This is a genomic window from Psychrobacter sp. AOP7-B1-24 (genome assembly GCF_052376215.1).
In the GTDB taxonomy this organism is placed as follows: Bacteria; Pseudomonadota; Gammaproteobacteria; order Pseudomonadales; family Moraxellaceae; genus Psychrobacter.
The window spans coordinates 1-17,780 of the sequence record NZ_JBQSVL010000067.1; the positions used below are offsets into that span (position 1 = coordinate 1).

The 17,780-nt window shown below is 43.1% G+C and carries 15 protein-coding genes; 14 read left to right on the forward strand and 1 reads right to left on the reverse strand.

The features are described 5' to 3' along the window. Positions 1-750 (reverse strand): contractile injection system protein, VgrG/Pvc8 family (locus ACT3QP_RS11805; RefSeq protein WP_444525633.1); only part of this gene is annotated, 750 nt, incomplete at its 3' end. A 198-nt stretch (positions 751-948) separates the two neighbouring features. Here ACT3QP_RS11805 and ACT3QP_RS11810 point away from each other — a divergent pair. From ACT3QP_RS11810 to ACT3QP_RS11875, 14 genes are all read left to right on the forward strand, one after another. After that, positions 949-1,386 (forward strand): hypothetical protein, encoded by a 438-nt coding sequence (locus ACT3QP_RS11810; RefSeq protein ID WP_444525634.1) that lies wholly within the window; start codon positions 949-951, stop codon positions 1,384-1,386. A 92-nt stretch (positions 1,387-1,478) separates the two neighbouring features. Next, a complete protein-coding gene (locus ACT3QP_RS11815) occupies positions 1,479-2,180 on the forward strand; it encodes a hypothetical protein (RefSeq protein ID WP_444525635.1) in 702 nt (233 codons plus the stop codon). 18 nt (positions 2,181-2,198) lie between these two features. Beyond that, complete coding sequence (tssB, locus tag ACT3QP_RS11820; protein WP_192992128.1) at positions 2,199-2,711, forward strand: type VI secretion system contractile sheath small subunit; 513 nt, start codon at positions 2,199-2,201, stop codon at positions 2,709-2,711. A 3-nt stretch (positions 2,712-2,714) separates the two neighbouring features. Then, positions 2,715-4,205 carry a type VI secretion system contractile sheath large subunit gene (gene tssC, locus ACT3QP_RS11825; RefSeq protein WP_192992127.1) on the forward strand — a complete coding sequence of 497 codons (1,491 nt, stop codon included), beginning with the start codon at positions 2,715-2,717 and terminating at the stop codon, positions 4,203-4,205. Between the two features lie 53 nt (positions 4,206-4,258). Further along, positions 4,259-4,762 (forward strand): Hcp family type VI secretion system effector, encoded by a 504-nt coding sequence (locus ACT3QP_RS11830; protein WP_192992126.1) that lies wholly within the window; start codon positions 4,259-4,261, stop codon positions 4,760-4,762. Between the two features lie 101 nt (positions 4,763-4,863). After that, entirely contained in the window at positions 4,864-5,355 is a 492-nt protein-coding gene (tssE, locus tag ACT3QP_RS11835; RefSeq protein ID WP_192992125.1) for a type VI secretion system baseplate subunit TssE, read from the forward strand. A gap of 54 nt (positions 5,356-5,409) precedes the next feature. Then, positions 5,410-7,233 (forward strand): type VI secretion system baseplate subunit TssF, encoded by a 1,824-nt coding sequence (tssF, locus tag ACT3QP_RS11840; protein ID WP_444525636.1) that lies wholly within the window; start codon positions 5,410-5,412, stop codon positions 7,231-7,233. After that, entirely contained in the window at positions 7,197-8,252 is a 1,056-nt protein-coding gene (gene tssG, locus ACT3QP_RS11845) for a type VI secretion system baseplate subunit TssG (RefSeq protein WP_444525637.1), read from the forward strand. Before tssF ends, tssG begins: the two co-directional genes overlap by 37 nt. A 127-nt stretch (positions 8,253-8,379) precedes the next feature. After that, the gene (tssH, locus tag ACT3QP_RS11850; RefSeq protein WP_444525638.1) at positions 8,380-11,406 is read left to right on the forward strand and encodes a type VI secretion system ATPase TssH; all 3,027 of its coding nucleotides are present in this window, start codon (positions 8,380-8,382) and stop codon (positions 11,404-11,406) included. Further along, a complete protein-coding gene (gene tssA, locus ACT3QP_RS11855; RefSeq protein WP_444525639.1) occupies positions 11,406-12,557 on the forward strand; it encodes a type VI secretion system protein TssA in 1,152 nt (383 codons plus the stop codon). The genes tssH and tssA overlap by 1 nt, the downstream gene beginning before the upstream one ends. A gap of 176 nt (positions 12,558-12,733) precedes the next feature. Continuing rightward, the gene (locus ACT3QP_RS11860; protein ID WP_444525640.1) at positions 12,734-15,640 is read left to right on the forward strand and encodes a contractile injection system protein, VgrG/Pvc8 family; all 2,907 of its coding nucleotides are present in this window, start codon (positions 12,734-12,736) and stop codon (positions 15,638-15,640) included. Then, positions 15,633-16,655, forward strand: coding sequence for a polymorphic toxin type 44 domain-containing protein (locus ACT3QP_RS11865; RefSeq protein ID WP_442070109.1), 1,023 nt, complete (start codon positions 15,633-15,635; stop codon positions 16,653-16,655). Before ACT3QP_RS11860 ends, ACT3QP_RS11865 begins: the two co-directional genes overlap by 8 nt. 17 nt (positions 16,656-16,672) lie before the next feature. Then, entirely contained in the window at positions 16,673-17,155 is a 483-nt protein-coding gene (locus tag ACT3QP_RS11870; protein ID WP_442070107.1) for a hypothetical protein, read from the forward strand. Between the two features lie 164 nt (positions 17,156-17,319). Then, positions 17,320-17,780, forward strand: a 461-nt coding sequence (locus ACT3QP_RS11875) for an RHS repeat domain-containing protein (RefSeq protein WP_444525641.1), incomplete at its 3' end; no start/stop codon positions are given.

A 17,780-nucleotide genomic window follows, 5' to 3' on the forward strand; every position in this document is an offset into this window, starting at 1 on the left:
TGTTGCCAAACCATCTGCTCGTACCATGACACGATGACTACCTAACTGCTGCGTAGTCATCTGTAATGCATTGACGCTGTCTTGACCTGACTGGATGGAGGATTGGGCGTAGCTATAAGTCAGCGGTATTTGCTCATTCTCATCCAAACCACTAACGAACCACCACGTACCTAGATCATCAACCGACTCTCCTGATACCCACAAAGTAGAGATACCAATATCTGCAAGCAGACCCGTGACAAAATCATAGTCACTGACATCTGACTGCGTGCGTATAGGTAAGGGCAGAGACAATTGCTCTGAGGCGGTACTGCCTGATGATAGCAGCGTCTCAGATATCTCCCACGTCATATCATAATCACCAAGAATAGCGGTGATGATATCTAGGGTGGACTGATTGATGAAAGTGCGCGTATGTATCGACTGCGTCAACTGCCAGTCAGGGCTGACAATATCTAGTGCATAAAAGTGCATCGCGCCATCAGACTGTTGATAACGGACACCTCGTATGAGACCTGTGCGACAAGTTGGCATGCGACTGGCTGATAGTGTGGTCAAGCAAACAGGTGTACCAACCAACGACAAACAAGCGTCTGAGTCTAGAAATATGTAACTAAACACTAGTATGTCAATAGTATCGGTTTGATTAACGCTGCTGACACCATGAAATGCCACAGGATATAAGGCATCTGCTGTTGCATCATTGGTTTTAGTGGTAACTTTATGTAAACGATTGGTCTGAGAGGGCATAGGAGGGGTACCGTTACTACTGGCTTTATACCAAGGAAATGGCCCGAATTGGAATGTTGCTGAATTATTTATGAATAAAAGTATAGAGTTTATTGAAATATTGTCAAGTGTATGTATAATCAATCTCACCGAATATATTATACTCAACAAACTTTAGTTAGACTTTCCTTTTATATTTTTAGTGATGATACTGTACTTATGAACCCTACTTATTATCGTACCAATCTAACAACAATGGGCTTGCTTTCCTTAGTAGTAAGCGCTTCTGTATTGATAACTGGTTGTAACACGACTGGTAAAAAAAATAGTACAAGTGTCAAAGCACTGAGTGCGCCATCACTTGTTTACTTATCTGGTAGTAACACCGCTCAACACGATTTTTCAGAGTGGATGGCTATTGCTAAAACTAACTATGATTCAAAAAAGTACGCACGAGCACTAAGAGCGGCGAACAATGCCATTGCTATTGATAATCAGTCGCTTGAAGCACGTGACATTGCTATGCTCTCAACTATAAAGATAACAGAGAGTAACATCAGTGTTTATCACAACGATACATTAATGAGTAGTGATGACAAAGACAGGGTTAAAGACAGATTAACCAATATCACGACTTTAGTTCAAGCTTCTAATTAATATCTTTGGTTTGATTATCAAGATTTAGCGTAAATATATTTGAAACAGCAACGTCCCCATTTAATACTAATAACGATGAGCACAGACTTACGATGATCAGTATCCAACACAATATCAAAGCCAATCTGAAGCTGCCGAAAGCACTCTTGGCGGGTCTATTTGTCATGGGTTCAGCGATGAGTGCAGCGCATAGCGAGCTAGTGATTCAAGAAAAAAACCCAGGTTCTAGTATCGTTAATCAGTTTGCCACACTCAAAGATGCAAATGCTCAATCACCTGAGCTGCATCAATTGATTGCAGATTTGAATCAAAGGCTGGCTGTCAATCCCAGTGATACTTTGGCTTGGGATATTCTGGCGCAGATTTATTATAACAATGGCTATCATGACTATGCTATTTATGCAGCCAGTGAGGCAATTGATCGAGGTAAAAGCACTGCAACGCTCAAAAGTATTTTGCTAAATAGCAGCATCATCGTTGCTCAAAAACAATTACAGACCGGCTACTTAAATAATGTAGATGTGGCATCCAAAATAGAATATCAGCATACGCTAAGTAAGGTAGCAGGTAATGTTTACGGATTTAATTACGATGAATCATTGCCAAAGCCACCACCAAAACCAATAAGAAGGTCAAATCCAACACCACCAAAACCAATAAAAAGGTCAAAGCCAGCACCAACACCATCAAAACCAACAAGGTCAACATCACCAAAACCAACTGTAAGCCAGCCAGCTTCTAATAATACTCCTGTATCAACTGATCCATTTAAAAATGTACGTCCAAGAAATTAATTGCTGAGGTAATGAATTATGGCAAAGCAAGATAGTGTGCAAAAGAAACTCGGAAAAGTACGTGCTCCTCGTGTACACCTTACCTATGATGTCGAAGTTGGAGATGCGATTGAAACGAAGGAAATCCCTTTCGTTGTCGGCGTCTTAGGAGAGTTCTCAGGGGACTCGAAACTTGAGCAACCTCGTTTTAAAGATAAAAAGTTTGTCGAAGTGGATTTGGATACTTTCGATGAAGTGATGTCAGGTCTAGCACCGCGTGCCGCCTTCCGTGTCAGTAATGACTTGAGTGATAAAGGCGGTGAGTTTGCGGTTGATTTGGCATTCAATAGTATTGATGACTTCCGTCCAGAAGCCGTTGCGGAACAGATTGATCCATTAAAACAGTTGGTGCAAGCACGAGATCGTTTAGCTGATTTGCGCAATAAAATCTCAGCAAACGAGAAGCTAGAAGATTTGCTAGATGATGTGCTCAACAACACTGAGCAAGTCAAAAAAATGGCAGAACAAAACCAAACTGATGGTGAGGATTAATCGATGAGTGCTCAAGCCCAGCAGAATATAGCAACGGATTCGGTCAATAGCGACAACTACGACCTATTAGAAGAGATCGTGAATAAAAGTAACGTTGCCAAGTCCGATGACGAAAAGAATCGTGCGAAGTCACAAATTGCAGAGCTTGCTAATGAGGTCATGCAAGGTACAGTGACGTTGTCAGATAATCTGACAGCTTCGATTGATTCTCGTATCGCCGAAATTGATGCACTGATATCTAAGCAATTGACGACCGTCATGCACGCGCCTGAGTTTCAAAAACTAGAGTCTAGTTGGAGAGGTTTGCACTACTTGTGTAGCCAAACACCATCAGAATCTATGCTAAAAATTCGTATGATGAATACTACTAAGCGCGAGTTGACCAAAGACTTTCAGTCTTCGATCGATTTTGATCAAAGTACCTTATTCAAAAAAATCTACGAAGAAGAGTTTGGTAGCTTTGGTGGCGAACCCTATGCTGCCATCATTGGTGACTTTGAGTTCAATCGCCAAAATTCAGATATGTACCTGCTTGAGCAAATGTCCCATGTTGCAGCAGCAGCACATGCTCCTTTCATATCAGCTGCATCTTCTGAAATGTTTGGTCTTGATTCATTCACTGATATTGGTCGCCCTCGAGATTTGTCTAAGATATTTGAAACCGCTGAATATATACGTTGGCGTGCATTTAGACAATCAGATGACTCTCGCTATGTGGCGCTGACTGCGCCTAGGTTCTTAGGCCGTTTGCCTTATGATCCTAAAGAGGGAACAGTGGTCGAAGGCTTTAACTTTACTGAAGATGTTTCAGGTAGTGATCATAGCGATTATTTGTGGGTGAATGCTGCTTATGCTTTTGCTTCAAGACTGACTGATGCTTTTTCTGATTATCGCTGGTGTGCCGCTATTCGCGGTGTAGAAGGTGGTGGTTTGGTTGAAGGCTTGCCAGTTCATACTTTCAAGACAGATGAAGGAGAGCTGGCGCTCAAATGTCCAACTGAGATATCTATTACGGATCGCCGTGAAAAGGAACTCAGTGACTTGGGCTTCATACCTTTGGTTCATTGCAAAAATACCAATTATGCGGCATTTTTTGGTGCGCAGTCAGTACAAAAAGCCAAAACTTATCAAAATGATGATGCCAACGCCAACGCTTCATTGTCTACACAGCTTCAATATATTATGGCAGTTTCACGTATTGCACATTATTTAAAAGCGATGATGCGCGATAAAGTCGGTAGCTTTTTATCACCAGGTAATGTTGAGACCTTTTTGAATAATTGGATTTCTCGTTATGTCTTGCTAGATGATGGAGCCTCACAAGAAGCTAAAGCACAGTACCCATTGCGCGAAGCTTCTGTACAAGTTGTAGAAGTGCCAGGTAAGCCTGGTGTCTACAAGTCAGTGGTCTTTTTGAGACCACACTTTCAACTTGATGAACTGTCTGTTTCTTTGCGTTTGGTTACCCAACTACCGCAGTCTAGCAACAGTTAATCGTTTATTAAAAACCAATGTGTAATTAAAATTTTTAAAACAAGGTATGTGATATGAAGGATATTTATATTAAGTTCAGTGGTAAATATAAAATTGATGGCGAGTCTCGTGATAGCGAGCATCAAGGTTGGCTTGAAGTAAATACTTGGGATCACTTGATTCGTCAGCCTAAATCAGCGACTGCAAGTAGTGTTGGTGGCCATACTTCTGAGCGTTGTGAGCATTCTGACATGACGTTTATGAAAGACTTGGATTCTACAAGTCCTAAGTTGTGGGAAGCTTGTTCTGCCGGTTATACTTTTGATGAGATTCAAATTGATTTTTATCGTGCCAATGGTGATAAGCGCGTTAAATATCTTGAAGTAAAGCTTAAGCATGCACTTATCGCAAGCGTTGAGCCAACAGTGCGCTCAGAAGGCGTGCCAATTGAAAAAGTTGGTCTTAAGTATGCTGCTGTTGAGTGGACATACACTCAGCAAGATATCGATGGCTCTGCTAAAGGCGCTGTGACTAAGAAATGGTCACTAGCCAACAACACTGCCACTTATACAGCTTAAATTAGGTTGTATCAAGTGTTATCTATTGTATCGTACCGAAAAAGAAAGGTTTATATTTAGGCCTTTCTTTTTTGTTGTTTAAAATAGGAATGATTATATCAATGAATTACGCCACTAACGCCTTCAACAAAGAAACTGGGTTTCGCCCAAATTTGTTTGAACAGTTATTTGATGATCAGCCTCGTCAGTTGTCGCACGAACTGGTGGTTCGTCGTCTCAACATTGAGGAGTTAAAGTCCTCTGTTGCACGAGATCTAGAGGCTTTATTAAATACACGCTGCGTGGTATCTAGTAAGTTGCAAGAATATCAACACGTACGCTCATCGATATTGAATTTTGGTATCTTAGATTTTGTAGGGCTGAGTAGTGCCAATCCTACTGACTGTGATTATATTTGCCGGCAGATAGCTGAAACTGTTGAGCAGCAAGACACTCGACTCAGAAACGTTCGAGTATCGCTAGATATTGGTGCTGTTGATGTCAATCAGCTGTGTTTCTCTATCGAAGCGTTGCTAAAAGTTTACCCGGCACAAGAATTGGTCAGTTTCGATGCATTTTTTGAGCCAAGCTCTCAACGTTACTTAATCAAATAACCCATATCTATGCTCAGCTAACACCGTTAGCGGCGCCAATCATACTGAGGCATCATGGACAGTCTACTTCCTTATTTTGAGCATGAGCTTAGCCTGTTTAATAAACAGTCCAAAGAGTTTGCCAAAAAATATCCAAAAATTGCCAATCGGTTATTGATGGGTCACGATACGGTAGACGATCCGCATATTGAGCGGTTGATTCAGGCTTTTTCGTTAATTAGTGCCCGCATTAATAAAAAATTGGATGATTCGTATGCTGACTTTACGGAGTCGTTATTAGAAGTCGTTTATCCTGACTATCTTAAGCCTTTTCCATCGGTGTCTATCGCGCAGTTCAATTTGGGTGTACAGGGCAATGCGATGAGTGAGGTTGTTGTTGCACCGAAGCAAAGCACGTTTGCCACTCAAAAAATAAACGGTACGCCTTGTCAGTTTCAGTCAACCCAAGACGTGACTTTACTGCCAATAGAGGTAGATAGTGTCAGCTTTGAGACACGTCAAGAGGTGTATGATAATCAGCATGGTTTACTAAATGGCTGTATCAGTATTAAGTTCAAAACATTGAATCCAAGCTTTGACTATCAGGCACTACTAGATCACTCACTCGACTTGTATATAGATGAAGATGCCAGTCAAGGTACGAGCTTATGGGACTTGTTATGGTGTGATGTGAGGCAAACGCACCTGCATGGTAGGAAGGTTAATAAGATAACGGGCAGTCCATTTGAGATCATAGGTTTCGATCCTGAACAGCAGATTTTGCCTAGTCATCGAGTGAGCAATGCGGCTTCTGCATTATTAAAAGAGTACTTTTATTTTCCTGAAAAATTCAACTTTCTACGGTTAAATATTGGTCAGGCGTTTCCGAACTTAAAGATTGACAGTAATGGCTTTGAGATTCGCTGTTATTTTAAGTTTGATAAAAAAAACACCATCCGCCTAAAAAACTTGCAGCAATTAAGTGCCAGTAGTATTAAGTTGTTTTGCACGCCTGTCGTCAATCTATTTAAAGCGGCCGCGAAGCCGATTCAGGTAACGCATCGTTCTGTCTATTATGATTTGGTGCCTGATACTCGTGCGCTCTTTCAGCACGAAATCTATGAGGTGAAAAAAGTCATAGAGTCCAAACAAAGCGAAAATCGTCTGATACAGCGTGAATATCATCCGTTTTATGCGCTCAATCATTATGAGCAGCAAGATGAAGGTCGTTACTATCATATCAAACGTGATAAGGACATGGCCGAGTTTAAACAAGGTTTTGAATATCAGATTATGTTTGTAGAAAAGAACCGCGAGGATTTATCAGGCGCGGTGAGCATGAGTGCCTCTCTATTATGTACCAATAGAGATTTACCAGCGCAAGTGGTATTCGGTCAAAGCCGTGGTGATTTGTTTAGTGAAGGGATGTCAGGCTTTAGCAGTTTATCATTATTAAAACAGCCAACGAGAACGGCACGGTTTGAATACACAGGGGAGGAGCGTTGGCGTTTGATATCGCTGATTAGCTTAAACTTTTTATCATTGGCAGCTCAAGATGCTGAGCTGATGAAAGAGTACTTGTCGCTGTATGATATTACGCAATCTGCCTCAAACCAACTGTTGGTTGAAGGTATTGTCTCTGTCGAGACCAGTATTGAAGCGAGGCGCATTCAGCGTTTGCCACAACCTGGGTTTGTGCGTGGTACGCTGATCAATATTAACATCAATCAAAAAAACTTTGCTGGCGTCAGTATACGTCAGTTTGCCAACTTATTGGCGCATGTGTTTGGCTATCATGCGAGCTTAAATAGCTTTGTGGAAGTGGCCATTAGTGATGCCGTAACCAAAGAGGAGATATACAGATGTCAGCCACGCAGCGGTCTCAGTCCTCTTATTTAACGGACTTAATGGCTGCACCGCAATCTTACGAGTTGTTGCAAGCACTCCGTTTGGTTCGTCATGAAGTTAGTATGGGCTATGCGCCTATCGAGGTGCGTTACCGTGCCTCGTTATCATTGGCGTATCCACAAGCTGAAATCGAGTCGATGATGCTTGTTGCTCAAGATGTTATGGAAGACAGTGGTAGCTCGGTAGAGGATGGTCACATAAAGGCCAGTTTATTAAAGGCTCGCTCATTAAAAGTTCAACAGATAGAGGTTTGTCCTGCAGTTATTGGATTGACAGGACCATTGTCAGCCTTGCCAGCGATGTATACCGATCATCTAGCATCACGAGTCAATCATGCAAAAGACAAGGCAGCTCCAGCCTTTTTGGACTTATTTAACCATCGTTTGACCGATTTATATGTGCAAGCGAGCTGGTTTTATAACTTGCCATTACAGTATGAGATAAATAATAAAAAAGACAACTATCTGCTGAGTTTACGGGCATTAGCACGTCAGCCCAAAAAGCTAACTGCCATCGATAGCTTGATTGCCTATGCGGGCATGATCGCCCCCGGACGTTTGACCGCCGACCAGTTGTCACATGTATTATCACATTTCTTGGATAGTACGGTTAGTGTCGAACAGTTTGTGCCAGAGTGGTTTGACCTACCGCCTAGTGAGCAGACGGCACTTGGTAGACAGCATGCCGCACTTGGACTGTCTGCATTTTGCGGTGAGCGCGCCGTACAGTTCGATAGCAAGATTAGGATTGTGTTTCATCAATTGGATGCCAAGCGTTATTTAAGATTATTACCCGCTGGCGATATGTATCGAGTTATTGTTGATTTTATCCGTAAGTGGTGCGGTGTCTGTCTTGCTGTTGAAATGCAGTTAGAGTTAGATAAAAAATATATCACGCCATTGTCGTTATCAGAAAGTAGTTTTGGCGGCTTGGGGCGAGGTGGGTTTTTGGTATCAAATCCTGCGACTCAGCATCATAATGACACTCGCTATGCACTGCCTATTCAGTAAGTGTTTTATAGCTAATATATAGATTGCTTGTTTATTTATCCGCAATCTTAAGTTTTATACATCCATTTTATAAAAATAATGTTAAGTCTAATGACAATTGCAATGACAATGTTAAAGGAAAAGATTTATGAGCCAGTTAAAAGCTGTAATTACCCGCTTGAGTCCAAGTTGCCGACAGTGTTTGCAGCAGGCAGCTAGGCTTTGTATCAACAATGGACATCGCGAAGTCGATACTGTCCATCTGCTACATGAACTGATTGCGACGCCGCATAATGATGTGGCGCAAATACTCAAATTCAATAAGATAAATCAGCAGGCATTGCTAGCTGATATCACAGATCTACTAAATACGTTTGGTCAGGCAACTGGTTCAACGCCAGTATTTAGTGAAGCTCTAATGGCACTGTTAGAAGATGCATGGGAGCTTGCCAGCAGCAATCATAATCAAGCTGATAATAATTTGTTAGAAATTCGCTCTGGGCATATATTACTGGTGTTACTATCGTATGAGCGTTATCAGTCGGTCCTCAAAACCCTTCCAGAACAGCTACAGTATATCGATCGTTTTACGCTAAAAGATGACTATGAGCGTCAATGTCTTGGCAGCACCGAGGGCAGTGGATCAAGCAATAATAAAGGTGCCAGTAAAGACGCTGAGGGTAATGTAGACAATGATACTGACCAGCAAGAGTCTTTAGATACAGAACAAGCAGCTACTAAGCTAACACCTGCGCTGGATAAATACACTTATGATTTGACTGCTAAAGCCAGTGCAGAGCAGATAGACCCTGTCATTGGTCGTGAGTTTGAGATTCACCAGTTGGTCGATATTTTGATTCGTCGTCGTCAAAACAACCCTATTTTGACGGGTGAGGCAGGGGTAGGTAAGACCGCAGTGGTAGAAGGATTGGCGCAAAAGATAGTCGCCGGTCAAGTGCCTGATCAGCTCAAAGACGTGACAATACGTAGTCTCGATATGGGATTGCTACAAGCAGGAGCGAGCGTCAAAGGCGAGTTTGAAAACCGTCTCAAGCAAGTCATCGAAGAAGTGCAAGCATCGGTCAAGCCGATTATCCTATTCATCGATGAAGCGCATACCTTGATTGGAGCAGGTGGACAGGCAGGTCAAAATGATGCGGCGAATTTATTAAAGCCTGCGCTGGCTCGTGGTGAGCTAAGAACGATTGCAGCGACGACGTGGTCAGAGTATAAGAAATACTTTGAAAAAGATGCAGCGTTGTCACGCCGCTTTCAAGTGGTCAAAGTCGATGAGCCTGATATCGATACGGCAGTGGCGATGATTCGTGGTTTGAGTGCCAAAATGCAGGCGCACTTTGGGATTTTGATAGATGATGATGCGCTACAAGCAGCTGTTGAGCTATCAGCACGTTATATCAGCGATAGACAGCTACCTGATAAAGCGGTCAGCGTATTAGACACGGCGGCTGCACGGGTGAGCTTATCTAAGACCGCGATACCCAATCAACTGGATAGATTAAAAGCGAAAGGGTTGCAGTTAGAGCAGCACATTAATAATCTCAGTCAGCAGCTTGAGCGTATCGGCGGCGTTGATGAAAAAGAAAAAGTCAGCCAAAAAATTGCCGTGCTTGATGAGCAGCGTCAAACCAATCAGCAAAGCATTGCAGATATGACCAGTCGCTGGCACGAACAGCGCGAGCTTAATGATCAGCTTGATACATTGAATAAGCAGTTGAATGACAAGACAGATGGTACTGATGCGCTCAGTGCAAAAGAGCGCTTAGACAAACAGTCTGAGTACCAAAACATTGAACAGTCGCTAAAACAGATACAAGAGGAGCAGCGACTGATTCATGCGGTATTAGATAGACAGGTTATTAAGCAGATTATCTCGGACTGGACAGGGATTCCACTCAACGATATGGCAGGCAATGAAAAAGACCATATCTTAGGTTTGGCTGACACCCTACAATCGCGAGTCATTGGTCAAGACCATTCGGTGGCGGCTATCGTCAAGCGTATTCACACGGCGAAAGCACGCCTAGACGATCCCAATCGCCCGCAAGGGGTGTTTATGCTCGTTGGGCCAAGTGGTGTAGGTAAGACAGAAACTGCATTGGCGCTATCAGAGGTACTATATGGTGGTGAGCGTAACCTTATTACGATTAACCTATCAGAGTATCAAGAGGCTCATAGTGTGGCGTCATTAAAAGGCTCACCTCCAGGTTATGTGGGCTATGGTGAGGGTGGTGTATTAACGGAAGCGATTCGCCGTCGTCCTTACAGCGTGTTGTTGCTTGATGAAGTAGAAAAAGCCCATCCAGACGTATTGGATTTGTTTTATCAGGTCTTTGATAAAGGGGTGATGGAGGACAGCGAAGGGCGTTTAATTGATTTTAAAAACACGCTTATTTTATTGACCAGTAATGTCGGTTCATCTGCGATTATGCAGGCGTGTATTAATACCGATCCAGCCGTTACTGACTTTAGTTTGCCCGATAGTGATAACCTAAAACAAGTCATTAATCCACATCTGTATAAATCATTCAAGCCTGCCTTTTTGGGTCGCCTGACAGTCATTCCTTACTATCCGTTGAGCGATGACGCGCTGGCAGAAATTATCCGCTTGAAATTAGACAAAATCACTGGACGTATTCGTGAAAATTACGAAGTTCCTTGTGTTATTGACGATGAGGTGATTGAGCTGATTTTGTCGCGTTGTCATGAGGTGGATTCTGGTGCACGTAACGCCGATGCTATCATTAGTCATACTTTGCTGCCGCAGCTGGCAGGTCAGTTGCTGGCGCATGATGACAGTCAAAGTGTGCTGAAGCAGATTACAGTATTCGTTGATGCCGATGATAATTTTGCTTATCGTCTGGATACCGATGCAGTTGTGCCACTGAGTCAAATGGCACAAAGCAGCGAAAGCTATGGTAGCAAAAACCAGGGTGCAGAAACGGCTGAGAAAGTGTCAGACACGTCAATAGCCGGTCAGGATGAAAAAAAACCAGCAGCTACCAAAGCATCTGCTAACAAGATCGCTGCTAAGAAACCGCGTGCTAAGAAAACAGCGACACCAGTCAAAAAAGCACCAGCCAAACAAGCTGCTAGTAAAAAAACTCCTAGTAAAAAAGCACCCAGTAAAAAATCGATTAAGGAAGAATCACTATAATGAACACTAATAATGCCTTAGTGGTTAACATGGATGCGCTCATTGCTCCTATCGATGGCAGTCATCAGGGTGTGGGCGAAGACCTTACCTTTGATATGCGTATCGATGCTATCGTCGCTGCTCGTCAAGAAGATGATCCGTTATTGGCACAAGGGAACTGGGTCACTGAGCTAAAAGTGGCTGATTGGGACTTTGTGAAGGAGCAGTGTGCAGACTTACTGATTCATACCAGTAAAGATATGAAGCTGGCGCTCTGGTATGTCGATGCGTTGAGTCATACCGATCATTTAGCGGGTATCAGCCAAGGGCTTAGCCTACTACAAGCACTTAATGACGAGTATTGGCTCACCATGTATCCGCCGCTAGATGGTGAAGAAGACAGTATGGATATCAGAGCGGGACTGCTCTCATGGTTCGTAAAAGCGCTCACTGATGATCTAAAACAGCTATCACTGTCTGAAACAAAGGCTGAAAAATATAACTATAACTATTATTTAACCGCTCGAGATCATGATAAGCAACGTCAGCAAAATCCTGATAGCGAATCGACCAGCCAATTAACGCTTAGTGATTATAATAACGCTATCAAAAACAGTAGTGAGGCATGGCAACAAGCGCTCATGACCCACCTCAATAGCATCACAGAAAAATGGCAAGCACTCACAGATCAACTAAATAACCTGATGGGAATGGATGCGCCTGTGTTTGCGCCAGTTACTGAGTTGCTCGTGTCTCTAAATCAGCATCTACGTCCATTGATACCGGAGCAAGCTGACGGGCTAGACAGCGAAGGTCAAGAGAGCACTGCTGATGATATAGATGGTAGTTTATCTACTGATAGCGCGATGTTAGACGGAGGACAAGCAAGCGGCGCAAAAAACAGCGTACCAACCAGCTTTACTCCGAGTAATCGCGATCATCAAGCAAACCGCCGGCAAGCGCTTAAATTATTGGGTCAAATTCAAGATTACTTTGCGACCAATGAGCCGCACAGTCCTGTGACATTTTTACTTGGTCGGGCGATTGATTGGGCTGATATGCCACTTGATCAGTGGCTTTCGCATATCATCAAGAACGAAGACCAGTTGTCGATGCTCTCTGACATGATTGGGATTCAGCCGAAACGCGACTCATCTGATGATGGCTATTAATTGAGTGGTTGAATTGGGTTTGAATCGTTGATTGGGTTGTCAGTATGTCGGCAATCTATGGGGCATTTTTAATTTTGTATATTGATACAGTTCATCCGCCATGATAGCGATAGTGCAGCGGTTTTATAGTGGGTTGACTGTATTTATACCTTTAGACTGATAGAGAAGGGCGTGTCATGGTATGGACTCAAACGAAACGGCATTTGCAAATTAGCAGTGCCCATCCTGATATTGCTACTAGTTTGGTACAGCAAGCGGACTTGATCGAGAGTTTGCTTGGCATGCCACTGCCTGATAGCGTGTGGAATGAGCCTGCGCTTATGCCCACGCCAGATGCCTATCCAAGCCCTTACCATCACGACCAACGCGCGCAGTCTTATCAGCAGCGTCAGCTGTCACTCTACTGTGGCTACCGTATTAGCATGACGCTACTGCACCCACAAGCAGGGCTGGATACCAAAGACTGGATCGGGCAAAGTCTATCTATTCACTGGAACACAGGTGATGCACTATTAACCAGTCAGATCCGTCACGGCATCATTACCGAAGTCGTCGCTCTAGGTAGTAATAGCGGTATGGCAGCTTATCGTATTATCTGCGAACCTGCGTTGAATCAATTACGCCTATCTAGCCATAACCGTCGCCATCATCATCTCAGTCTAAGCGAGCTGATCACTGATATTCTGAGCCCATACGATATGGATGTTGAGATTGACGAGCGTCTCAGTGATGACAGTAACTATCATATTCAGCATAGCGTGCAATACAATCAAACTGATCTGGCTTACTTAACGCAGTATCTCACTCTTTATGGAGTGACAGGCTACTACCGTCACGAAGCGGACAGCCACACGCTAGTATTACTACCCCCTGATGGTGAAATACTGCGTCCTGATGCCAATGACATTCAGAGCATTCTCAGTCAAAACCCAGCCAACCTCGCTGACAGACAAGACCGCATCACCGCCGTTCGTCCGCAAGTTGCCCAGCACACTCAGCAAACAGGTCTATATCGTTACGACAACCGCTTAGTTGGCACCTATACTGGCAGTAGCACCAGTGAGCAATCTATCGACTCGGACAGCCCTAGTATCCACAGTCGCTTCTTACACAGTCATAGCCACCTAAATGACGACGGACTCACTGCGCTGACCGCCCGCTACCAACAGCACGCACAGCAGCTTGCCAACCTTGGTAACTTAACAGGCAATATCCGTCACCTGAATCTGCCAAGCGCCCACTATATCGATGGCAACCCTTATCTGACCGATCCGATCAGCCTCGTCTCCATACATCAGCACATTAACAATCATATACCTGCAGACTGGTTGGGCGCAGTTGCCTTTGATCCTATTACCTTGCAGCCTAATACCAATCATGCCAGTCATGAAAATGATGACGACAATGACAGTAATAACAACAACGTCCATTATGTTAATGCTTGCTACCTACCGTTTCCACATCATCACCATATCCCCTATGGAGAGCAGTTAAGCGAGCTTGGGCAACCATATCCGAGTCTGACAGGTCTGATGAGTGCCAGCATCATAGACACAGAAAGCAGCGCCATCACCCATGACCGTAACCACCGTGCGCATATTAGATATCACTGGCAATCTGATGACAGTAATGGCAGCGACAATAGTAATGATGATGCTCACTGGATACCCATCGCCAGTCACCTCGTCGCCGACCACATGGGACAGACCCATCCTCTGCGTCATGGACAGCATGTCCTCATCGACTTCATCGGTGGTGACATCACCCATCCCATCATCATTGGCAGCACCCATAACGGACAAGGCAATGCTGATGCTCAGCATAATAGTATCGTCAGTGACTCAGACAGCCTTGACGCCACCAGTCCAGCTTGGTTCATTAACCAAAGCCACGCTTACCCCATAGACGGTATCAAAACCCAAAGCATCGACAGCAGTCGTACAGGGGATGCGACCAAAGACAGCATCACTCATGGCTATAACCAGCTCATGTTTGACGCCCATCCTGAGAGTCCACAGATCAACGTCTATAGTAGCAGCTACCAGTCCAGCTTAACCATTGGTCATCTCTACCAGCACACCGACCATACCCGTGGTCAAGCACGTGGACAAGGCGTCAGTATCGAGACCCAAGCGGCTGCCAATATCCAAGGTAGCACAGGCGTTCATATCAGTAGCAGCCAGTCAGACCCCTCATCAAACCCTCACATGAATCATGACAGTCATAGCAAACTACAAACCGCTGACCAACATCAAATAGCCTATCAAAGCCTAGCAGAAACCCATCAACCTGTCGGCATAGATGGCAGCAGTCAAAACAGTAGCCTAAGCAATAATAAGGGAGAACAGCAAACCGCATTTGGTCAATTCAGTGAAGACACTAATGACAGCGCGCTAGATGGTGCAGGGCAATGGCAACAGTCCAACCTGCTGATCGACTCTCAGCGTCATCTTGCTATGCTCACAGGACAACATAATCAACATACCAGTACTGAGAGCACACATAGCCACGCCACTGATAGCACGCATCATCACAGCCAAACGCAGATGAATCAGCTGGTGGCAGGTGATATCCATTACTACGCAAACAAAGCCCAAACCCATACCGCCGCTCATGGTGATGTGACGATACAAGCGCATCAGAACGAGATGCGACTCGACAGTGAGCAAGTACTATGCATCCACAGCCGAGACAGTATAGAGATTATTGCCCCTGATACGCTTACCCTAAAAGCAGCGGGTAGTGGTATTGAGATATCGGGTGGTAATGTGACGTTTATCACGCCTGCTAAAGTGGGCTATAAGGCGAGTAAGGTGGATCGGGGGAGTGGGGGTGGGGGTATTGCCAAAGCTATTGTTCTTAGACAGGCAAAGATAATAGAAGGCGAGAAGTTTTATTTGAAATATGAGGTTAAAGATAAGCAAGGTAATATCCTTAGAAACCGCGACTATATCGCTTATAATCATGCGACTGAAGAGACGATCGTAGGTAAGACAGATAATCTAGGCTACACTGAGCAATTTATAACCGAAGAACCAGCAAATATCGAAATACATGTTGTAGAGGGACAAGATAATGGCTAAGAAAACAGGGTATATTCATTTATCTATTTCAGGTAGTGTTTTCGTAACAAGCTGTAGGTATGAAATAAAAATCAATAGTAACGGTATACTGTCTAAAAACCCGATTATTGGACTAATAAGTGCTAATGACATAGTAGGCAATAAAGGAATCAAAAGAATAGATTTTAGCTACGATAGCGGTAAGGTAGATGTCAATAAAATAATTATAAGTTATAAACTATTTATTGGAGAGTTAAAAGTAGATGAGGGTACTCTAAATGCTTCAAGTAGTAGTAAAGCTCAGATTATAAATAATAATGTCAATCAGCTTCGTATTAGGTCTACAGTTGAAGTAACTATAGATAATAGAGAAGCCCAAAGAAAAGTGAATGCCCAGACCTGCAAATATCCTGATGGTGCAATTCAAGTAGCGGAGTATATTGTTAAGGAAATACAGAAAAACGTTAGATCTAGTGAGGCTGCAAAAATAAAGTCTCAGTTATCATCTATAATGGCACCGAGAAAAGCTTTAGGGTTTTATGATTGGTATATACAAGTTGCCCCTGGCAAATCATGGGATCATAAACCTAAAATTCGAGATCATCCAGAGCTTAAGTATTTAGCTGTTGAGAAAAAGCTTAGAGCTGATAGCAGGAGCGAATCTAAATCGTATTTCCATAAATATAAAAACTTTGATTATTATTATGATGTTTGGTCAAACATTCATTATGGCTATGTAGGCAGGTATGTAGGTTTTGACGCAAATACTTTGCTAACGGGTTCTTATCTACAACAATTTGGTAAGGAAGTAATTGATGAGGTGATGAGGATTAAAAATGGTGAAAAAGCTTTCAAAGATATGGAGCTAAAAGCAGATACTAAAGACGATGTTACAGCTATGCAAATAGGTATAGATTTATTTGAAAGCTTTTATCCTGCAACGTATCTGACTGCTTATTCTATCCTAGAAGCATTAGACTCCGCAGCTGACAGCAGTTTGCCATACTCGAAACAAACACATATATGCTATGTATAGCGAAAAAAGGAGTTTTGATGTTTTCAAATAAAAAATTACTCAAATATACAGTAATGTTCAATATGCTATTTATTATAAGTAGCCTATATGGGTGTACGCATACAAGCTCTTCAAATAAGATATTTTTGAATAATAAAACAAGCTTTACGCTTTATACTTCAAAATTTGAAGTCAAAGTTAGTGATTCTGAAATTACTCCTGAGGAGATGGAAGGAGAGAAGCGAATAGTTTTAGAAGTAGATGAAAAAGATTATTATTTTGTTGGTAAATATGCCTTATCATCGGACTCGCTTATTGATATTGATATTGGGTGGCATGTTACTGATAAAGACATGAAAGGAAAGCCCTCATATAAAAGTCAAGGAAAAACTTTTAATGTCTCTGAGACAGATGAAGGTTTTTGTAGCTACGAAATCGATATTTATGATACTCATACTAAGGTTAGAGGGCTAGATGAGGGGTTGTGTGATAAAAAGATAATACTCAATGAAGATTTCTGACAGATTATAGGAGCTGTCAAACCCAATATCTATACGATGATAAGCAGCGTATTGAGCAGATCATTGATGCTGAAGGTAATGGAACCACCTATTATGATGATAGCAAACCTTGGCTAAGTACCCTCGTTAAACGAGTTGACTATCCCGATGGCAATAGCATCGAGATGCGCTACGATGACTATCGTCGTCTAAGCCAGCTCATCAATGAGAATGGTGAGACATGGAACTTTGAGTATGATAAAGGCGATAACTTAATCAGTGAAACCCGTTTTGATGGTCATCAAAGCCGATATCGCTTTGACGCGCTTGGTAACTTAATAAGCCAAATTGACAACCCGCATCTGCCCTCAAACCATCAGCGCCGTATCAGTTATGAGCGAGACTTGATAGGACAGATACTGACTCAAACCAGTATAAGCGCAGAGCAGTCTGCACAAGTACAATATCACTATGACAAAGCAGGACAGCTATTACGCGCAACCAACCCGCACAGCCGAATTGATCTCGCTTATGATGCCAACGGACAGCTTATCAAAGAGCGTCAAACCAGCACCCTCAACATCGCAGGATTACAGCACGAGTATAGTTTAGCGCTGCAACATGACTACGACGAGCTAGGCAACTG